We start from the raw sequence: 16,971 nt of genomic DNA, 5'->3' as shown, positions 1-16,971 counted from the left end.
GTATGCGCTCGTCCGCCCGGCCGAAAGGGAGACCTTAAGGAATCCGTAAGCAGGCCCCGCGAGACTACAAGCACATCAGAACGGCAGGGCCGGACGGCCCCGCCCCTTCCTTGGAGGACTTCATGAGGTCGATCGTCGCAAGCCTGTTCATCTCGCTCGACGGTGTCGTCGAGGAGCCGGCGGCGTGGCATTTCCCGTACTTCAACGATGAGATGGGCGCCGCCGTGGCCGGGCAGATGGCCGACACGCTGCTCCTGGGGCGCAAGACCTATGACAGCTTCGCCGGAGCGTGGCCGGAGCGGGAGGCCGAGGGCGGCGAGGACGCCGGCTTCGCGAAGACGCTCGGCGACGCGCGGAAGATCGTCGTGTCGCGACAGCCCCTGGAGTTCACCTGGCGCAACTCCGAGCTGCTCCAGGGCGATCTGGCCGAGGCCGTGACCGCGTTGAAGAAGGAGCCGGGCGACCGGATCGCCGTGAGCGGCTCGGTCTCGGTGGTCCGCCAGCTGCTGGCCGAGGGACTGCTGGACGAACTGCACCTGCTGGTCCACCCGATCGCCGTCCGTAAGGGCGAGCGGCTGTTCGACGAGGGGGAGAACCCTGTCCCGCTGGAGCTGATCAAGTCCGAGACGTTCACGACGGGCGTGCTCTACCTGGTCTACCGGCCTGCCGAGGCGGGCGGCGACGCCTCCTACGACGACGCCAAGGCCCACCTGTCCCAGGGCGAGCAGTAGAAGCGACCCCGGTCGCCGCCTCCCTAGGGCGCGGTGACCCTCAGGTGTCGCCGTTCGGCCAGTTCCTCCGCGCTGACCAGGGTCAGAACCGGGGTGCCAGGCGGCGCCAACATGGTCACCACCAGCTGGGACTGCGCGTCCGGCAGGTTGTTGGCACCCTGGAGGTGGATCACGTCGCCGCCGGGTTCGAACAGGGCGTCGCCGGCCTTGAGCACCCGGGGCGGCTGCCCCTCCAGCTCGAAGAGGATCTCGCCCTGGGTCACGTAGCCGAAGAGCGGCCCGGGGTGGCGGTGCGGTGGCGCGCCGGGGTCGCCGGGGGGCAGGGTGACCCTGATGGTCCTGGCCTCGGCGCCGGCCGGGATCCGGGCCGCCGCCTCCGGCAGGGTTGCGATCACCTCGACGCCCGGGGGCAAATGTTCAGCGCTCATGTTCTCCTCCGTTCAAACAGGGACTGTTCAGAGTGAGGACAAGACGGCCTCCCTGTTTGTGACAGCTCTCCGCGCTTTCTGTCGGTCCTCCCGCTCAGACTCGATGTTCGACACCACCCATCGAGGAGGGACCATGGCGAGGGGCTCCAGGAGAGGAAGCGGCAAGCGGAGATCAAGCAAGAGGGAATGGCTGGTGACGGGGGCGTGCCTCCTGAGCGTCGTCGTCGTGTGGTTCGTCAGCGCGTACCCGGGCTGGGCCGCGGGGATCGCCTGCCTGCTCGCCGTGCTGTTCGTGGGCGGGCTCATCCTCCGGCACCGCATGATCGAGATGGAGCGACAGCGGTTCCTGGCCGCCAATGCCGAACTGGAGAAGGTCGACCGGATGACGGGCCCCGCGTTCGAGCACCTCGTCGCCGAGCGGATGATCGCGGACGGCTTCCGCAAGGTCCGAGAGTGCGGCCGTGCCGGTGACGGCGGCGTGGACATCACGGCCGTCGTTCCGGGACACGGCCGGTACGCCGTCCAGTGCAAGCGTTACAGCAAGACGGTCGGCGCGCCCGAGGTGCGCAACTTCCTGGGCGCGCTGGCCAACACCTTCGCCGGGCACACCGGCGTGCTGGTCACCTCCGGCCGCCTCACCAAGCAGGCCAGACTCGAGGCGCTGGGCGCGCGGACGCCGCTGATCCTCGTCGAACGCGACCGCCTGGCGGACTGGCTGCTGGGTACGGTCTCGCTGCTGCCGGCCAGGTCGGCCAAGGCGCTGACCGAGGAGGAAGCCACGTAGCGATCGGGTCAGGGCCTGATGGCGGTGCCCTGGGCGGAGGCGAGGCGCCAGGCGCCGGGGGAGTCGGCGGTGTACACATGGGTGTAACGGCTCCCGGCGCTGTACGTGGTGCCGTCCGGGTTGGTCACGTTCATCCCGGTACGTCCCACGACGATGCCGACGTTCCCGATGACGCGGACAATCGCCTCGTCCGGGAACGCGTCGATCCCGGGAAACCGAAGAGCCCCGGACGCCACAAGGTCGAGCACGATCCGCTTGTCCGCGACGGCCCCGTCCTGCAGGCCCACCAGGATGAAGTCGTCCGACAGCAGCCCGTCAAGCAGCCCATGGTCGCCCGCCACCAAGGCGTCGAAGAATCTCTGGTCGTGCTTGAGGAGGCTGTCCCGGTCCGTGCTCATATCCGTCCGTTCGTCGATGTCAGAGGGGTCGAGGGTAAACCCTGACGCCCGTGACAAGGTCAAACGGCTCCTCAGGCGAGTTCGTACCTCCAGCCGGTGGCCAGGGAGGACGAGACCGAGACCGCGCCGCCGGAGCGAGTGACGGTGAACCCGGTGGGCTCGCCGGAGGCGTGGTCGGTGACCGTCAGGGTGCTCTCGCCGTCCGGTCCCGGGTACACGCGCAGGGTCAGGCCGTCGAGGTAGTCGTAGTCAGGCCGGTCATCCCTGGCCCCGACCGGCAGCACGGCGCCTTCGCGCACGTAGATCGGCATCGAGGTGAAGCCGTGCGTCTCGGTGCGCCAGCGGCCGCCCTCGACGCGTTCGCCCGTCAGGTAGTTCGTCCACGTGCCGTCGGGCAGGTAGAGCTCGACCGTCCCGTCGGGGCTGAGGACGGGCGCGACGAGCAGGTCGGGGCCGAGCATGTACTGGGTGTCGAGGTAGGTGACGTTGCGGTCCTCGGGGAACTCCATCGCCATGGGCCGCATGACGGGTGTCCCGCTCTCGTGCGCCTGGACGCCCGCCTGGTAGAGGTACGGCATCAGGCGGAGCTTGAGTTTCGTGAACAGCCGGGTCACCTCCACGGCCTCCTCATCGAAGGCCCACGGCACGCGGTACGACGACGAGCCGTGCAGCCGCGAGTGGGAGGACATGAGCCCGAAGGCGACCCAGCGCTTGAAGACACCGGAGTCCGGGGTGCCCTCGAAACCGCCGATGTCGTGGCTCCAGAAGGAGAAGCCGGAGAACGCGAGCGACAGGCCGCCGCGCAGGCTCTCCGCCATGGACTCGTACGTCGATCCCGAGTCGCCGCCCCAGTGCACCGGCAGCCGCTGACCGCCGGCGGTCGCCGACCGCGCGAACAGCACCGCCTCACCCCGGCCGCGTCGTTCCTCGAGCACCTCGAACACCGCGCTGTTGTAGAGGTGCGTGTAGAGGTTGTGCATCCGTTCGGGCGCGGAGCCGTCGAAGTAGGCGACGTCGAGCGGGATGCGCTCCCCGAAGTCGGTCTTGAACGCGTCGACTCCCTGGTCCAGCAGCGCGCGCAGCTTCGACTGGAACCACCGCGTCGCATCGGGGTTGGTGAAGTCGACGAGTCCCATGCCGGCCTGCCACAGGTCCCACTGCCAGACCGACCCGTCCGGACGCCTGAGGAGGAAGCCCTGCCCGGCGGCCTCGGCGAACAGCGGCGAGCGCTGGCCGATGTACGGGTTGATCCACACGCAGACGCGCAGGTCCTTGGCGTGCAGGCGGGCGAGCATGCCTTCGGGGTCGGGGAAGACGCGCGGGTCCCACACGAAGTCGCACCAGTTGAACTCGCGCATCCAGAAGCAGTCGAAGTGGAAGACCGACAGCGGCAGGTCGCGCTCGGCCATGCCGTCGATGAACGAGGTCACCGTCCGCTCGTCGTAGCTGGTGGTGAACGAGGTCGACAGCCACAGGCCGTAGGACCACGCGGGCAGGCGCGCGGGACGGCCGGTGAGCGCGGTGTACCGTTCGAGGATCTGCTTGGGGGCCGGCCCGTAGATCACGAAGTACTCGAGGCTCTCTCCCTCGACCGAGAACTGCACCCGCTGCACCGCCTCCGAGCCGATCTCGTACGAGACGTGCCCGGGGTGGTTCACGAAGACGCCGTAGCCGCGGTTGGTGAGGTAGAACGGCACGTTCTTGTAGGCCTGCTCCGAGGAGGTCCCGCCGTCGGCGTTCCAGATCTCCACCGTCTGGCCGTTCTTGACGAGCGGTCCGAACCGTTCCCCCAGCCCGTAGACGACCTCGCCCACGCCCAGCGCGAGCTGCTGGGCGAGGTGGGCGGAGGGGCCCGTCCGGGGGTTGCCGACCGGACCGCGGTCGGTCAGCGCGTCCGCGGCCAGCTGGAAGTATCCGATCGACTTGGAGCCGCTGGAGGTCAGCGGACGCCCGTCGCCGTGGAAGGAGAGGCTCCAGGGTGCTCCGGGTGCCATGGTCGCGCTGAGCGCGCCGCTGGTGAGCGTCGCCCCGTTCGCCTCGTCCGCCTTGACGATGCCGTGGTCGCCCTCGGCGCCGATCAGTTCGAAGCCGCGGTCGTCGCTCATGTGGTGGTCGATGCGGACGCGGATCACGTTCTCCAGCGGTGCCGACAGCCGCAGCGTGAGCACCGGCCGGTTGAGCGTGTCGCCTCGGCGGTTGATGACGGTGGTGGGCGCGGTGACGGTGAACGCGCTCTCCTCGACGTCGATGTCGTAGGGCTCGGCCGCGTACAGCGGGGTGACGCCGGGCCGCATCAGCCAGAGCCCGTCGGTGAACTTCATCTGGTGCGGCTATCCCTTCAATCCGCCGGCCAGCAGGTCGGCGCGCCAGAACCGCTGCAGGACCAGGACGAGAACGATCAGCGGGATGACGGCGACGGCCGAGCCCGTGATGACCAGCGAGTACAGGTCGCCGTCGCCGGCGCCCTTGCCCAGGAACGTGTACAGGCCCAGGGTGATCGGATATTTGTCCTGGTCGGACAGCATGATGAAGGGCAGCAGGAAGTTGTTCCAGATGCCGACGAACTGCAGCAGGAACACCGTGACGAGCCCCTGCACCATCATGGGCAGCACGATGGTGCCGAAGATGCGCAGCTCGCCGGCGCCGTCCAGGCGTGCCGCCTCCAGCGTGCTCTCCGGGACCGAGGCCGCGGCGAAGACCCGGCACAGGAAGATGCCGAACGGGTTGATGATGACCGGCAGGAGCACCGACCAGTGGGTGCCGGCCAGGCCGACGGCGGCCATCAGCAGATACTGCGGGACGGCCAGCACGATGCCGGGCACGAGCACGCCGGCGAGGATCACCGAGAAGAGGACCTGGCGTCCGCGGAAGCGGAACTTGGCCAGGGCGTAACCGGCCATGGCCGACACGAGCGTGGACAGGACCGCGCCGAGGCCCGCATACAGCAGCGAGTTGAGCCCCCACTTCCAGAACTGGCCGCCGCCGTAGGTGCTGAGGGTGGCGATGTTGTCGAACAGGCCGCTGCCCGGGGCGAAGGAGAAGGTGGTGAACAGCTCGCGCGAGGTCTTGGAGGCGGCGACGACCACCCAGGCCACGGGGGTCAGGCAGTACAGCCCGCCGAGCAGCAGCACGATCAGCGCCAGGCGCGGCCGCCGCCGCGCGCCGGGGCGGCGGTGGTGAAGGAGGGTGGCGCTCATGCGTTCTCCCCGAAGGTACGGCGCTGGAAGAAGCGGAGCAGGAGCAGCGAGATGACCAGGATGCCCACGGCCAGCACGACGGAGGCGGCGGCGGCCCCGCCGAGGTTGTCGTTCATGAACGCCTCCTGGTAGATCTTCATCAGCGGCACCCAGGTCGAGCTGATGGTCGTCGTCATCGGGCGCAGCGTGGCCGGCTCGCTGTACAGCTGCAGGGTGCCGATCACGGAGAACAGCCCGGTGAGCACGAGGGCGGGGGCCACCAGCGGGATCTTGATCCGCCAGGCGATCTGCAGTTCGCTCGCCCCGTCGATGCGGGCCGCCTCGTAGACGGAGGTGGGGATGGAGCGCAGCGACGTGAAGATGATGATCATGTTGAAGCCGACGCCGGACCACAGCGCGATGTTGGCCAGGGAGAAGTACAGGGCGGGGAAGCTGAAGAAGTCCAGCGGCCCGGTGTGCAGCTGCCTGGCGATGTAGGTGAGCGGGCTGGTGCTGGGCAGGTAGAGGAAGCCCCACAGGAGGCTGGCGATCACACCCGGCACCGCGTACGGCAGGAAGATCGCGGTACGGGTGAAGCCGCGCGCCCGCACCCTCGGGGTGTCCAGCAGCAGCGCGAACAGCAAGGCCAGGCCCAGCACGCTGGGGATGGCGATGACGCCGTAGAGCAGCACCCGGCCGAGCCCGGCGACGTACTCGGGGTCGGTGAGCGCGGCGGTGTAGTTGTCGAACCCGATGAAGGTCTGTACGCGCCGCCCGAACGCGCCGCCGCCTTCGATGCGGAAGCCACGGAAGCTCAGGTAGATCGCGTAACCGATCGGGATGATCAGAAACAGGGTGAAAAGCACGATCGCGGGCGTGGCGAACAGCCAGGGGGTGGCTGTGGCACGCAGGCGCGTTCGCCGGCCGGCGGAGGTGGCGGGCATGAGACGTCCAGAGATGGGTCGAACCGGGGACCCGGCGGGCCCCCGAGTGTCCTACTTGGTGACGGTATAGCCAGACTTCTGCAGGTCGGCGACGACGGCCTGCTGCGTGGCCTGGTAGACCGCGCGGAAGGAGGCCTTGTCGAGCGCGGCCTTGTTGAGCGCGTCGCCGAAGGCGGTCTGCGCCACGTTCACGTTGGGTCCCCAGGTCACCGGGATGGTGGTGTTCTTGATCACCTGGTCGGTCACCTGGTAGAAGTCCTTCTGCTGCGGCATCAGCTTCGGCGGCGCGGCGGTCAGCGTCGCCTGGCGGCCGGCGTTACCGCCGGGATAGATGTCCAGGGTGAGCTGCAGCTTGGAGCCCTCGTCGGAGGCGCCCAGCCAGGCGGCGAAGGCCGCGGCCTCCTTGGCGTGCTTGGACTTGGCCGGCACCAGATAGGCCGAACCGCCCAGGAACGGGACGGCGGGATCGCCCGGCGTCCACTGCGGCAGCGGCGCCGACTCCCACTTGCCCGCCGTGTCCGGCGCCACCGAGTAGAGCACGCTGGGCGCCCAGGCGGCGGCGGCCCAGCTGAGGATCTTGCCGTCGTTGACCTGGGCGTTCCATTCCGGCGTGAGCAGCGGCTCCACCTTGACCAGGTCGCGCTTCACGAGGTCCTCCCAGAAGTCGGCCGTCTTCAGCGACGCCTCGCTGTCGATGCCGACCTTCCACGCCTTGCCGTCGTTGCTCCACCACTGCGCTCCGGCCTGGGCGGCCTGGGCGGCGAAGAACTCCAGCTGGCTGGCCGAGAAGCTGGCGATGTAGGCGTCCGGGTCCTTCTTGTGGATCTGCTCGGCGGCCTTGGCGTACTCGGCCCAGGTGGTGGGGACCTTGACGCCGTACTTGTCGAACAGGTCCTTCCGGTAGGTGAACGTCATCGGCCCGATGTCCTGCGGCACGCCGTAGACCTGGTTGTTGAACGTGGTCAGGGCCCAGATGTTGGACTCGATGCCCGACTTGACGCCGGCCACGTCGGCGGTGATGTCCTTGACGGCCCCGGCCACCACCACGGCCGGCACGCCGCGGTACTCCAGCTGCACCACGTCGGGGGCGTCGCCGGCCTGGTCGGCCGCCAGCAGCTTCGAGGCGGTGTCAGCGGTCCCGCCGACCTCCGACAGCTTGATCGTGACGTTGGGGTTCTCCTGGTGGTACTTCTTGATGATCGCCTCGGCCTCCGGGTCGCCGCTCTTCAGGTTCCAGGTCCAGACCTGCAGCGTGACCGGCCCGCCGGCGCTCGCCGTTCCCGGGGAGGAGGTGTCGCCGGACGAGCAGGCGGCCAGCGACGCCGTCAGGGCCAGCGCCAATGCGGCGCTCACCATGCTCCGGCGGCGGAGCGGGGGAACGGTGGGTGGGGTCATGACGATCTCCTCGGACAGGTGCTGCATCCGGCGGACTGCCGGGTCGTGCGCTGGGATCTAACCTGATGTTAACGTTGTCATCCTGTCAAGCCCTCGCTCGTAACAGAGCCGACATCGCTTCGGAGCCCACCCCCGTGCTCACCTTCCGCAACCCGGTCCTGCCCGGCTGCCATCCGGACCCGTCGATCTGCCGGGTCGGCGAGGACTTCTACCTGGTCACCTCGTCGTTCGCCTACTATCCGGGCATCCCGCTCTTCCACAGCCGGGACCTGGTCGGCTGGCGCCAGCTCACCCACGTGCTGACCCGGCCGGGCCCGCTGTCGCTGGAGGGACTGGACGTCTCCGACGGGATCTGGGCGCCGACCATCCGCCACCACGACGGCACGTTCTACGTGGTCTCCACCCTGGCCAGGAACCGGCAGGGCAGCCTCACCTTCATCGTCACCGCCGACGACCCGGCCGGGCCATGGTCGGAGCCGGTCCCGCTGGAGGCCGAGGGCATCGATCCCTCGCTCTTCTTCGACGACGACGGCCGGTGCTGGTTCACCGCCTGCAGGGACGCGGTCGAGGGCGGCCCCGGCGAGCTGTGGATGCGCGAGCTCGACCTCGACCGCCTCAAGCTCGTCGGCCCCACCCACGTGCTCTGGCAGGGCGCCGTACGGGGGGCGTGGGTGGAGGCGCCGCACCTGTACAAGCGCGACGGCGTGTACCACCTGATCGCCGCCGAGGGCGGCACCGAGGGCAACCACAGCGTCACGGCCGCGCGTTCCGACGTCGTCACCGGCCCCTACGTCACCGATCCGCGCAGCCCCCTGCTGACCCATCGGCACCGCGGCCCGGACGAGCCCATTCACAACGTCGGCCACGCGGACCTGGTGGAAACCCCTGACGGCGAGACGTGGGCGGTGACGCTCGCGGTGCGGCCGATCGAGGGCACCCACACGCTGGGCCGCGAGGTGTTCCTGGTGCCCGTCGTCTGGACCGCGCACGGCCCCGTCTTCGCCCCGGACTCGGGCGAGGTGCGGCTGTCGGAGCGGCTGCCGTCGATCGCGCCGGAACGGCCGGCCGAGGACCCCGCGGTGGTGGGCCGGGATTACTTCGACGGGCCGGCGCCGGGCCTGCACTGGAACAGCCTGCGCGGCCCGATCGGCGACCGCGTCAGGCCCTCGGCACACGGGCAGGGGCTCGAGATCGACCTGGTGCCGGAGCCGCTCAGCTCCACGGGCGTGCCGGCCTTCCTCGGCCGACGCCAGCAGCACGTCCGTTTCCACGCGCAGGCACGCGTCAGCTTCACCGCGGCGGATCCGTCACAGGAGGCAGGACTGGCTGTCTTCCAGAACCAGAACCAGTACGCCACGCTTGCCCTCACCGTGGACGGTGACGGGAGGCCGCAGGCGACGCTGACGGTCCGGGAGGCCGGCGTGGAGACGTCGCCGGCCGCCGTACCGATCCCGGTGGGCGAGGCGCTGCTGGCCGTCGAGGGTGACGAGGCCGGCTACACCTTCCGCGTCAAAGCTCCGGACGCCGATCACTGGATCAGCCTGGCCACGATCGAGCGCCCCTTCTTCAGCACCGAACGCGCGGGCGGCTTCGTGGGCGTCCACCTCGGCCTCTACGCCACCGGCAACGGACGCCCCGGCGACGGCCGCGCGTACGTCCACTGGTTCGAGTACCAGCCGCGGCGCTGAGCCCGCCCGGCATCGTCAGGGCGCTGAGCGGGGCGGCGCCGTGCTCCGCCGGACCACCAGCTCGGGGGCGATCCGCTCCGACGAGGCCGGCTCGCCCCGCATCATCCGCAGCACCTGCTCGATGGAGCGCTCGCCGAGACTGACGAAATCCTGGCGTACGGTGGTCAGCGCCGGCACCAGGTAAGCCGCCCCGGCGATGTCGTCGAAGCCGACGAGCGAGACGTCGTCAGGGACCTTCACGCCGAGCTCGGCGAAGGCCGCCAGCACCCCCATGGCCATCTGATCGTTCCCGGCGAAGATCGCCGTCGGGAGCTCGGCCGTCGGGCGAGTGGTGAGATAGTGCGCCAGCCGGTAGCCGCTGTTGCCGGTGAAGTCGCCCTCGAGCAGCTCGCCCTGGGCCTGCGGCGCGTCTTTCAGCGCGGCTCGCCAGCCTTCGACGCGGGCTCGGGCGTCATACGTACGCAACCGTCCGGTCAGATGAACGAGCCGGCGATGCCCCAGCTCCAGCAGGTGCCGTACGGCGAGCAGCGCGCCGTGCTCCTGATCCAGCTCGACGAAGCCGACCTCGGGATTGGGCACGCTGCCGGACATGACCACCGTCATCGGGACACCGGTGACGACGTCGGCCAGGGCGTCCACCACCATGGGCCGGTCGGCGATGACCGCGATGGCCTCGACCGCCTGATCGGTCAGCCGCTGCAGCGTCTCGGCCAGATCCCTGGTCGTGCCGCCCTGCCAGCTGGCCAGGTTGACCCAGTATCCGGCCCGCTGCGCCGCGGTCTGCACGCCGCGCAGGATGCGGGGCAGCTCGTACAGCTCGGCCCCGGCGAGCACCACTCCGATCGTGGAGGACCGGCGGCTCTTCAGCGCGCGGGCGACACTGTTGCGGCGATAACCGAGCTTCTCGATGGCGGCCTCGACCCGCGCCCGGGTCTCCGGCCGGACGGAAGGGTGATCGTTCAGGACGCGAGACACCGTGACGTGGGACACGCCGGCCTCGCGTGCCACATCCACCATGCCAGGTGCCCGGTTCATGTCCTTCGCCTTCTGTCATCACCGCCACGCGTCCCGGCAGAGCAGGGGAGTGGCGTCGCCGGTACGCCCGGCCTGCTCTCACTCTACGGAAGACAAGGCACACGGCGCCGTACCCGACAGGTTGATCATATCCATGCGGACCTCAAGCCATGAGCGACCAGCACGGATCGCCGGTGAGGGCGTCCAGGTCGGGATCGGTGTCCGCCGCCCAGGCAGCGTAGCCGTCGGGCCGGACCAGGATCGCGCCGGGCAGACCGGCCACCGGCTCGGCGCGCGTGGCGCCGAGGTCGGGCGGGAGTATCCCGGCCAGGTCCAGCAGGACGGGCCTGCCGGTCAGGAAGAGCGACGGATCGAGACCGGCGACCCGGTGGCCGACCAGCGGGTGGTCGCCGGGCAGGTCGTAGGAGTGCGACAGCCCCGACATGAGGCCCGCCAGGTGCCTGTTGGCCTCGGGCAGGCGCATCAGGTCGGTGAAGACCTTGCGCAGCTCGATGACGTCCGCGCCGGGGCGGGGGTCGGCGAAGACGCGCTGCGCCTGGGTGATGTGCAGGACCCAGGCTCCGGCCGGGTGCCGCTCGGCGTGGTAGCTGTCCAGGAGGTCGGTCGAGGCCCGGCCCCGCAGTACGGCGGCCATCTTCCAGCCCAGGTTGAAGGCGTCCTGCACGCCCAGGTTCAGGCCTTGCCCGCCGAAGGGCGGGTGGATGTGCGCGGCGTCGCCGGCGAAGAACACGTCGCCCACCCGGTAGCTGTCGACCTGCCGGGTGGCGTCGCCGAACCGGGAGGCGTTGTCCACGGCGGCCAGCACGGTCTGCTCGCCGTACACGATGCGCAGCAGTCCGGCGATCTCCTCGAACGTGACCGGCCTGTCCTTGGCCGGCTCCTCGCCCGCCGCCCCGCCGGTGAACCGGTAGCGGTCGCCGCCCAGCGGCACCAGCATCACCCAGTGGTCGTCGACCTCGCGCGTCATCGTGCTGATGTGCCCGAGAGCCTTCGGCACGAGGTCGGACACTGACGACAGCCGCACGTCGGCGAGCACCGCCGTGTACGTCCCCGGCCTGCCGGAGAACGGCACCTCGAGCAGCTTCCTGACTGTACTGTGCGCGCCGTCGCAGGCCACCAGGTAGCGGGCCTCGATCCGCCGGTCGCCGGCCGTCACGACCACGCCGTCGTCCGACTGCTCCACGGCCGTCACCTCGGTCTCGCGCAGCACCTTGACCCCCAGCGCCGCGGCACGTTCCTCCAGCACCTCCTCGACCTCCCACTGCGGGATCGAGAGCGGGTAGGGGTGCGCGGTGTCCCACGCCGTGCAGTCGAGCGGCACGGGCAGCAGCGCGAAGTGCCCGCCCGCCGGCTCGCGTGACAGCGCCCTGGCCTGCATCGGCTCCAGCAGGCCGCGGAGCTCGAGCAGCTCCTGGGTGCGCGCCTGGATCGTGCCGCCCTTGGTCTGCCTGATCCGGTGCGGCAGGCGCTCCGCCACCAGGACCTCCACTCCGGCCAGAGCCAGCTCGCAGGCCAGTGCCAGTCCGGTCGGTCCCGCGCCCGCCACGATCACTTCGGTCATCGTTCCTCCAATACTCGACCAGGTGCAAATATATACCTAGCGCAAGAAAAGTCCCAGTGCAGGTTCTTGTATCGTGGAGGCATGACAGGGCTGCGTGAACGCAAACGGGCACGGACCCATGCCGCCATCTCGGAAGCCGCCATCGCGCTCTTCCTTGAGCACGGGTTCGACCAGGTATCAGTGGCGCAGGTGGCGGAGGCCGCCGAAGTGTCGAAGCGGACCCTGTTCGCCTATTTCCCCGCCAAGGAGGATCTGGTCGTCCACCGCTTCGCCGACCACGAGACCGAGCCGGCCCGCGTGGTGCGCGCCCGCCCGCCGGGCGTCGGGCCGCTGGCCGCCCTCCGCGACCACTTCCTGGCCGGCCTGCGCGACCGCGACCCGATCACCGGCCTCAACGACGTCCCGGAGATCCTCGCGCTCATCCGCATGGTCCGGGAGACCCCGGCGCTCCGATCGAGGGCGATCCGCTTTCAGGAGAGTGCGAAGGACGCGCTCGCGGAGGCGCTCCAGGACACCGCGGGCGTGCCCGTGCTGACCGCGCGCCTGGCGGCCACCCACCTGGTGGCCACGCACTGGCTGCTGACGATGGACAACTCCCAGGCCCTGGACGGGGGCCGGTCCGCTGACGAGCGCTATCCGGAGGCGGTGGCCGACGCCGAACATGCCTTCGCACTGCTGTCCGAGGGCCTGGCCGGGCACCTGTAGCGAACTTCACGGGATGACGTCGGCCACGATCTTGGTGGCGGCCCGCGAGGGCCGAGGCGCCGGTCCGCGACCGCATGGACGGGTGCTCATGCCATGCGGTCGCGGACACGACATAGGACGGACAGAGCTCCCATCAGGAGGCGGGATATGCCTCCAGCTCCCACAACGAGTAGCCGTAACTCGTGGCGCGCTTGACGCCCTGCACGCGCAGGAACCGGGTCTGGTTCGGCTCGTCGAGCCAGAGCGTGTCGAGGCCGCCGTCCCCGCCGGAGACCGTGGCCAGCGGCTGCCACGTGGCGCCGTCCGCCGAGCCCTCGATCCGGTACGCCGTGCCGTACGCGGCCTCCCAGCGCAGCGTCACCTTGGCCACGTCGACCGGTTGGGCCAGCTCCACGGCCAGCCACTCGCCGTCGGTGCGCGCGGACGACCAGCGGGTGGCCAGGTCGCCGTCCACCGCGTTGGCGGCGGCGAAGGAGGTGCCGCCTTCGACCGAGGACGCGGTCACCGGCCGTCTCAGGGCGATGTCGGCGTCGCCGGCCGGACGGTGCGCGGTGACCGTCACCTGGGCCTCGACCGGCTCCGCATGGCTGGGGGTGAACGCGATCCGCAGGGTGCCCGACGCGGTCGGCGTGAACGCGACCGGCAGCGTCAGCGCTCCTCCCCGGGGCACGGTGACCTGCCGGTCCTCGGGCACCCGCCAGCCCTCCGGTCCGGTGACGCTGAGCGTCCCGGTGACGTCGGCCGCACGCTCGGAGACGAGCGTGGCGCTGACCGTCGCCTCGACGCCCTTGGTGGCGTCCATGGCCGCGGGGTCCGCGATCAGGGTGGCGGCGGAGCCGTCGCCGTAGACGGGGACGATCTCGGCGATCCGCGGTGGCGGTCCGCCGGGCGTCCAGACGAGGCGCACGGCGTCGGTCCGCACGTCCTCCGGATCGAGGTCCGTGTACGGCCCGGCGAGCCATCCGATCGCCCGCCACTGGCCGTCGGCGCGCACCTGTACCTCGGCCGATCCGGTGCCGACGACCAGGATCCGCTCGACGAGCCGCGGCCCGGACAGGGTCGCGACCAGTGCGTCGCCCCGGGCCGGCGCCGTGCCCGCCGTGTACGCGGTGCCCAGGTCGCCGTCGGCCGCCAGGTCGAGGCCGGTGCCCGCCGGGGTGCCGCTGACGGTGATCCTGGTGACCGAGTCGTCGCTCACCTGGACCGTGAACTCCCTGACCACGAGCCAGGTGCTGTTGGCGGCGGTGGCGCGGTAGCGGACGTAGCGGGCCACGGTGCCGGAGGGCGCCGCCACCTTGATCTCGGCGGTCGTGCCCGTGGCCAGCCGCGTCCAGGCGACGCCGTCACGGGAGACCTCCAGCGCCCCCGCGTGGATGTAGTCGTTCGGACTCCCCGGTTTGCCCATGAGCAGCGTGATGTCCCCGATCGCGCGGGAGGCGCCGAGGTCCACGGTGACGTGGTCGCCGGAGCCCGGTGAGCTGTTGCTCCAGTAGAACGTGGCCGGGTCGCCGTCGACCATCCGGTCGGGGGTGTTGACCTGGTAGGTGCCGAGGCTGCTGGTGGCGCGCGGCCTGGTGGAGGTGACGCCGACCCAGCGGTCCAGCTCGGCGAGCGCGTCGGCGACGAACCTGTCCAGCACGCCGTCGCCGACGCGCGGCGCCTGGGTGTCGTGCGGGACGCGGGTGTCCCGGACGGCGTTCGCGGCGGCGACGAGTTCGCGTGCCTGGTCGGCGGCCCGTACGGCGCTCCTGCCGTCGTCGTCGCGTACCGCTCGCAGGACGTCGAGAGCCTTCACCATGGCCTTCGACCACAACTCGGCCGCCCGCAGCCAGGACCCGGCCTCGGCGACGAACGCCCGGTCGGGCAGTCTCTCGTCGATCCGTCTGACCGCGGCGCCCAGGCGCTCGGCGTGCTCCCGCAGCGTGGTCGGCCGCCCCTCGCGCCAGGCGGGCCAGAACGCGGCGACCTCGGCGGCCAGCCGGGGCGACTGCGTGCGGTGCAGGCGGCCGTCGAAGAAGTTCAGGTCGGCGAAGTCGCGCAGGGCCCGGATCAGGGCCTCGTCGCCCCCGGCCAGCTCGCTCAGCGCGCGCAGCCACGACTCCTCGGCGTTGAACGCGGTGTCGTGCCAGCCGAAGTCGGCGAAGGAGTACAACGCGATCCGGCTGACGGAGGGCTGGTTCATCGGGTTGGAGATGATGCCGGCCAGGTGTTCCGACAGGCCGGACTCCCGCCCGTCGTACGGGGCCAGCGGCATCCGCCCCCCGGCGTAGTCGTTGACCGGGTAGTTGTCCCAGACCAGGATCTGGTGCCCGAAGACCTTCCTGGCCTGGGCCGCCTGCGCCTTGGTGATCTTCTCGGGCACGACGGCGGTGCCGGTCCAGTGCACGATGACGTCCTGGCTCATGAGCTCGCGCAGAGCCTTCTTGTAGGCGGTCTCGGTGACGTTGTAGTACTCGGTCGGCACCATCTGCACGGGTGCGACGTCGCCCTTGCCTGCCGCCCACGCCTGCACGGCGTTGACCAGCTCACTCTGCGCCCTGCCGGTCGCCGCCCCGCCTGGCGCGCCGTACTTCGAACGGTCGCCGTCGCAGTTCCACCGCCCTGAGTCGATGTCGTCCAGGGCGATGGTGAAGGACCGCCCGCCGAGCGCGTACAGCGCGTCGAACTTGGCCAGCAGCGCCGTCACGTCGCCCGGCGAGCTGTAGCAGACGGACAGCCCCGGCGAGACGGCGAAGGTGAAGTCGACGTGACCCGCCTGCGCGCGCCTGATGAGCTCGCCGAGCTGGGCCAGCTTCTCCGGCGGGTACGGGTCGCGCCACCGGTCGCGGTGATAGGGGTCGTCCTTGGGCGCGTACACGTAGGTGTTCATCTTGTGCGCGGCGAGGTAGTCGAGATGCGCCAGGCGCTCCTCGTGGGTCCACGGTGTGCCGTAGAAGCCTTCGACCGAGCCCCGGTAGCGCATGCCGGGCCAGTCGCGAACCTCGATACCGGGCACCCGGTCGTTGCCGGGGTGCTCGCGGACCAGCTGCTGGAGGGTCAGCGCGGCGTAGTAGGTGCCGTCGGCGTCGATGCCGTCGAGCACGACGTGCTTTCGGCCGCTCGCGTCGCGGCCCGCCGCCAGCACGTACCCTTCGGCGGGCAGGCCGGTGGCGTCCTCGACACCCAGGCGGCCGAGCGCGGTGGCGCCGTCGCCCAGCCAGACGGTGACGGGAGTGCGGGGATCGGTCTCATAGGTGGCGCGGACCTGCTTGACGCCGGCCCGGGCCAGGGTGCGGCGGACCACGGCTTCCGCCGAGGGGTCGCTCTGTCTGGTACGGACCAGCCCGACCACAGGGGTGAGGGGGAAACCGTCGTCGCGGCCCTCCACCTGCTGGGCGGGCGGGTTGACAGGAGCGGTGGCCGCCTGCGCGGATGAGCTGGTCAGGATGAGGAGAGGGAGCGAGAGCGTCGTCGCGATCGCGCCGGCTAACAGGCGGCTGAGAGGCAAGCGTCCTCCTGGGCAGAATCGGAGCCAAGACCCGAAACCCCGCTAAAAGAGGGCCGAATCGCCCCATTCGACCATTTGCCTCTTCTCCTGGTCAATACCAGTGCCCGCTGCGTGCACTTCTGGTCCAGACCAGTCCCTGATCCCGTGCTGGACGAGGTCACCGCCCCCCACCGCCGGCCGGAAGGCCGGCTCGATCACTCCGGCTCGGCGCGGCGGTCCCGCCGCCCCTCCGCCGCCGGGCGTCCGAGCAGCCTGTCGATGCTGCGGCGTTCGCGTTTGGTGGGACGGCCCGCGCCACGAGCCCGGACCGCCACCGTCACGGTCTCCTCGCGGGGCGGAGGCGGAGGGCTCTTGTCGACGTAGCACTCGGCGGCCACGGCGGCGCCGACGCGCTTGGTGATGACGCGGGAGACGACCACGATGCGTTCGCGCCCCTCGTGCCGCAGCCGGACCTCGTCGCCGGCCCGTACGGCGTGCGCGGGCTTGACCCGCACCCCGTTGACCCGGACGTGACCGCCCCGGCAGGCGTCGGACGCGATCGAACGGGTCCTGGTGAGCCGCACCGCCCAGATCCAACTGTCCACGCGCGCACTCAGCTGCTCACCTGCCACCCCGACACTGTACTGACAGCGCCGCGCC

The 16,971-nt window shown here is 70.6% G+C and carries 14 protein-coding genes; 4 read left to right on the top strand and 10 right to left on the bottom strand.

Annotated elements, in window-relative coordinates; all coding sequences use genetic code 11:
• The first annotated feature begins 122 nt into the window (after positions 1–122).
• A complete protein-coding gene (locus AB0H84_RS38725) occupies positions 123–731 on the top strand; it encodes a dihydrofolate reductase family protein (RefSeq protein ID WP_357616066.1) in 609 nt (202 codons plus the stop codon).
• Positions 732–754: 23 nt separating this feature from the next.
• On the opposite strand, the gene AB0H84_RS38720 is transcribed toward AB0H84_RS38725, so the two are convergent.
• On the bottom strand, positions 755–1,159 hold the full coding sequence (locus AB0H84_RS38720; RefSeq protein ID WP_357616063.1) for a cupin domain-containing protein: 405 nt from the start codon (positions 1,157–1,159) through the stop codon (positions 755–757).
• 133 nt (positions 1,160–1,292) lie between these two features.
• Between AB0H84_RS38720 and AB0H84_RS38715 the strand changes: the two genes are divergently transcribed.
• Positions 1,293–1,943, top strand: coding sequence for a restriction endonuclease (locus AB0H84_RS38715; RefSeq protein WP_357616060.1), 651 nt, complete (start codon positions 1,293–1,295; stop codon positions 1,941–1,943).
• Between the two features lie 8 nt (positions 1,944–1,951).
• Here AB0H84_RS38715 and AB0H84_RS38710 read toward each other — a convergent pair whose 3' ends face one another.
• The 5 genes from AB0H84_RS38710 to AB0H84_RS38690 all read right to left on the bottom strand — a co-directional run bounded on the left by AB0H84_RS38710 (position 1,952) and on the right by AB0H84_RS38690 (position 7,856).
• Positions 1,952–2,341, bottom strand: a complete 390-nt coding sequence (locus AB0H84_RS38710) for a nuclear transport factor 2 family protein (protein WP_357616057.1) — start codon at positions 2,339–2,341, stop codon at positions 1,952–1,954.
• A gap of 71 nt (positions 2,342–2,412) precedes the next feature.
• Complete coding sequence (gene yicI / locus AB0H84_RS38705; protein WP_357616054.1) at positions 2,413–4,662, bottom strand: alpha-xylosidase; 2,250 nt, start codon at positions 4,660–4,662, stop codon at positions 2,413–2,415.
• 9 nt (positions 4,663–4,671) lie between these two features.
• Positions 4,672–5,538, bottom strand: coding sequence for a carbohydrate ABC transporter permease (locus AB0H84_RS38700; protein WP_357616051.1), 867 nt, complete (start codon positions 5,536–5,538; stop codon positions 4,672–4,674).
• Entirely contained in the window at positions 5,535–6,461 is a 927-nt protein-coding gene (locus tag AB0H84_RS38695) for a sugar ABC transporter permease (protein WP_357616048.1), read from the bottom strand. The genes AB0H84_RS38700 and AB0H84_RS38695 overlap by 4 nt, the downstream gene beginning before the upstream one ends.
• 51 nt (positions 6,462–6,512) lie before the next feature.
• Positions 6,513–7,856: an extracellular solute-binding protein gene (locus AB0H84_RS38690; protein WP_357616045.1), complete on the bottom strand. Its 1,344-nt coding sequence runs from the start codon at positions 7,854–7,856 to the stop codon at positions 6,513–6,515.
• Positions 7,857–7,990: 134 nt separating this feature from the next.
• Between AB0H84_RS38690 and AB0H84_RS38685 the strand changes: the two genes are divergently transcribed.
• Positions 7,991–9,544, top strand: coding sequence for a glycoside hydrolase family 43 protein (locus AB0H84_RS38685; RefSeq protein WP_357616042.1), 1,554 nt, complete (start codon positions 7,991–7,993; stop codon positions 9,542–9,544).
• Positions 9,545–9,559: 15 nt separating this feature from the next.
• Here the strand turns inward: AB0H84_RS38685 and AB0H84_RS38680 are convergent, their stop codons facing one another.
• Together AB0H84_RS38680 and AB0H84_RS38675 are read right to left on the bottom strand one after the other, a co-directional pair.
• Positions 9,560–10,579 carry a LacI family DNA-binding transcriptional regulator gene (locus tag AB0H84_RS38680; protein ID WP_357616039.1) on the bottom strand — a complete coding sequence of 340 codons (1,020 nt, stop codon included), beginning with the start codon at positions 10,577–10,579 and terminating at the stop codon, positions 9,560–9,562.
• 142 nt (positions 10,580–10,721) lie between these two features.
• Positions 10,722–12,140 (bottom strand): FAD-dependent oxidoreductase, encoded by a 1,419-nt coding sequence (locus AB0H84_RS38675; RefSeq protein WP_357616036.1) that lies wholly within the window; start codon positions 12,138–12,140, stop codon positions 10,722–10,724.
• 81 nt (positions 12,141–12,221) lie between these two features.
• Here AB0H84_RS38675 and AB0H84_RS38670 point away from each other — a divergent pair, with 81 nt between their 5' ends.
• Positions 12,222–12,845: a TetR family transcriptional regulator gene (locus AB0H84_RS38670; protein WP_357616033.1), complete on the top strand. Its 624-nt coding sequence runs from the start codon at positions 12,222–12,224 to the stop codon at positions 12,843–12,845.
• Between the two features lie 133 nt (positions 12,846–12,978).
• Here AB0H84_RS38670 and AB0H84_RS38665 read toward each other — a convergent pair whose 3' ends face one another.
• Positions 12,979–16,332, bottom strand: a complete 3,354-nt coding sequence (locus AB0H84_RS38665; protein WP_357616030.1) for a beta-N-acetylglucosaminidase domain-containing protein — start codon at positions 16,330–16,332, stop codon at positions 12,979–12,981.
• 194 nt (positions 16,333–16,526) lie between these two features.
• Positions 16,527–16,943, bottom strand: a complete 417-nt coding sequence (locus tag AB0H84_RS38660; protein ID WP_357616027.1) for an RNA-binding S4 domain-containing protein — start codon at positions 16,941–16,943, stop codon at positions 16,527–16,529.
• Positions 16,944–16,971: the final 28 nt, after the last annotated feature.

Source organism: Nonomuraea sp. NPDC050786, assembly GCF_040654115.1.
Classification (GTDB): domain Bacteria; phylum Actinomycetota; class Actinomycetes; order Streptosporangiales; family Streptosporangiaceae; genus Nonomuraea.
Note: the sequence above shows the minus strand (reverse complement) of the source record. Positions and strands in the feature narration are given on the sequence as shown.